Annotated in this window: 3 protein-coding genes and 1 pseudogene; 2 read left to right on the top strand and 2 right to left on the bottom strand. The window is 37.3% G+C overall.

The window, feature by feature from the left end; genetic code table 11:
* Positions 1–93 precede the first annotated feature (93 nt).
* Positions 94–600, top strand: a complete 507-nt coding sequence (locus F6K06_RS33400; RefSeq protein ID WP_287323407.1) for a cytochrome P450 — start codon at positions 94–96, stop codon at positions 598–600.
* Between the two features lie 75 nt (positions 601–675).
* Here the strand turns inward: F6K06_RS33400 and F6K06_RS33395 are convergent.
* Together F6K06_RS33395 and F6K06_RS33390 are read right to left on the bottom strand one after the other, a co-directional pair.
* Positions 676–1116, bottom strand: a pseudogene (locus F6K06_RS33395) (RNA-guided endonuclease InsQ/TnpB family protein); the annotation flags it as partial.
* An 89-nt stretch (positions 1117–1205) separates the two neighbouring features.
* Positions 1206–1634 carry a hypothetical protein gene (locus F6K06_RS33390; RefSeq protein WP_124144771.1) on the bottom strand — a complete coding sequence of 143 codons (429 nt, stop codon included), beginning with the start codon at positions 1632–1634 and terminating at the stop codon, positions 1206–1208.
* Positions 1635–1710: 76 nt separating this feature from the next.
* Between F6K06_RS33390 and F6K06_RS33385 the strand changes: the two genes are divergently transcribed.
* Positions 1711–2196 (top strand): transposase (locus F6K06_RS33385; protein WP_287290157.1); only part of this gene is annotated, 486 nt, incomplete at its 3' end.

Raw genomic sequence — 2196 nt, 5'->3', positions numbered from 1 at the left:
CAGGGGTTTTCAGAGGATGATTAACCAGATTCAGATTCATGGTCATACTGACTCAAGGATCCAACTCAATGCCGATCATTTTTAGCTTGGCTATTGACCATTTATTTTACGATCGCGATCACACTTCTGAGTATTCTATCTCAGGAAGAAGGCATTGCTTCTACTGGTCACTTATTTCTGCCATCCTGCACTAGTCATTTATTTATGGGTAGTGATGGGGGTTCCCAAACAAAATTAGCCAGTTTATTTGAAGAGTGGGTAAAAGGTTTATTTTCCATTCCCCTATCACTACCTTGGACAAGATTTGGAAAATCACTGCGTTGTCGGCAAAAATTACTCCAATACATTGAAGAAATAGTTTTGCAACGACAGCAACAACAAAACTTGGGTGAGGATGCCTTGGGAATACTCTTGCAAGCGCGGGATGAAGATGGAAATGCTTTACCTTTAGATGAATTGAAAGACCAAATATTGTTATTGCTGTTTGCTGGTCACGAGACATTAACTTCAGCGATCGCCTCTTTCTGTCTATTAGTAACTCAAAACCCAAATGTACTTACTCGCGCTCGTGAAGAACAAAAACAATTTTCTGCTCTATAAAACCGATACAAAGCGTCACATAACGTTACAATTTGATGTTTACTTCCTGCTTCTACTGAGACCGTCGGCGGTTACTCATCCACAGGCATTCACGGTCGAGCCGACCGCATCTCTCAAATTAATACTGGCGTTTAAATCTCTATCTATTGACCTACCACATTCTGGGCAATCATAAGTTCTCAGGTGCAAAGGCATATCCTGAACATGACCACAGTTAGAGCAAGTCTTTGACGATGGGAAAAATCTGTCCACTATTACTAGCTCAGAGCCATACCATTGACACTTATATTCTAGCTGTCGTCTAAATTCATAAAATCCTTGGTCTGCTATAGACTTTGCTAGCCTATGATTGCGCAACATTCCACTTACATTCAAATCTTCTATGACAACACTGCCGTGGTTCTTGGCTAAGTATGTTGTCAATTTATGAAGTGCGTCTTTACGGATATTTGCTACTTTTCCATGCAGTCTAGCTATCTTCAATTGTGCTTTTTTCCAGTTAATTGGACTTTGGACAAAAAGAAAAAGTGGTTAGCGTAAGTATTACACTAACTAATCGGTGATTGTATTAGAAATCAAATCTGGAATTATCTTCGTTTCTCACATTATTTATCATCCTGAAGATCATAGGATGGGTCTGGTTCAATTTCTCCACCAAAACAAATATCTAAATAACTTTCTTGAAGGGAATGAACAACTCTCTCCAACTCATCAATAAGATTCCTTCGAGTCATTTTTTCAACTGCATCAATATGAGCTTCACTTCCCCCTTTTCCTAAATACTTATATTTAGTTTTTTTCTGACTATCAGTAGCCATAGGAAAAATCGGTGAAGTAGATTGTAATTTATAATAATAGTACAGTTTCTGATTTCTATTGACTTGATAACGAATGATATGACAATCACGAGGAATCACCTCTCCTTCTCGTTCAATTTTCTTAATTTTCTGCTTCATCTTACGGATTAAACTCTGAATTTGTTTCCCTCTAATGGCTGCTGATTGAGTGGTGTGCTTGGATATTGGTGTAGACATAAGACTGAATAGTTAAGAAAGCATCTAGGTTAGCGTAAAATATACACTAATATTCAGAGGTGTATTATTCACAACCATGAAAAATCAAGAAAACAGTCAGTCCATCAAGGAGTTCTTATACTGGAGGGAAAACTTATATCATGGAGTTAATGCTAGAAAAGAAACTGTCACAGAATTAGTAGATGCCCTCTCATCAAACCAAATCGCAAGTTCGGTAGTAGAATTGTCTGAACATCCTTTATTTCGACGAGATTATAACAGTTTATATAAAGGAATTCAAGAATTTTTACCCGCTCAAAATGATCATAATTACTCACAACAAGTTAATTACTTATTAGAGGCTGCATCTCAAACAATTCCTACTCCAGTTTCCCGACATTTTCATTTATTTGGAATTGATACAACTCCTTGTCCCCGTCCTTTTTCAGCTACATTAGCAGACAAAACCTTTATCCATTATCCTAATCCAATTAAAGGAAATAAACCCATTAGTATTGGCCATTCATATTCAGTTATATGTGCTTTACCAGAGGGAATAGCAACAGGTAATGTACCTTGGGCT

Source organism: Okeania sp. SIO1H4 (genome assembly GCF_010672695.1).
In the GTDB taxonomy this organism is placed as follows: domain Bacteria; phylum Cyanobacteriota; class Cyanobacteriia; order Cyanobacteriales; family Microcoleaceae; genus Okeania; species Okeania hirsuta.
The sequence above is the reverse complement of the archived record's forward strand: the minus strand, read 5'-3'. Positions and strand labels throughout refer to the sequence as shown.

Excerpts from the sequence above, each read along its gene's own strand:
- F6K06_RS33390 (WP_124144771.1), bottom strand. The coding sequence starts at position 1,634 with ATGTCTACACCAATATCCAAGCACACCACTCAATCAGCAGCCATTAGA.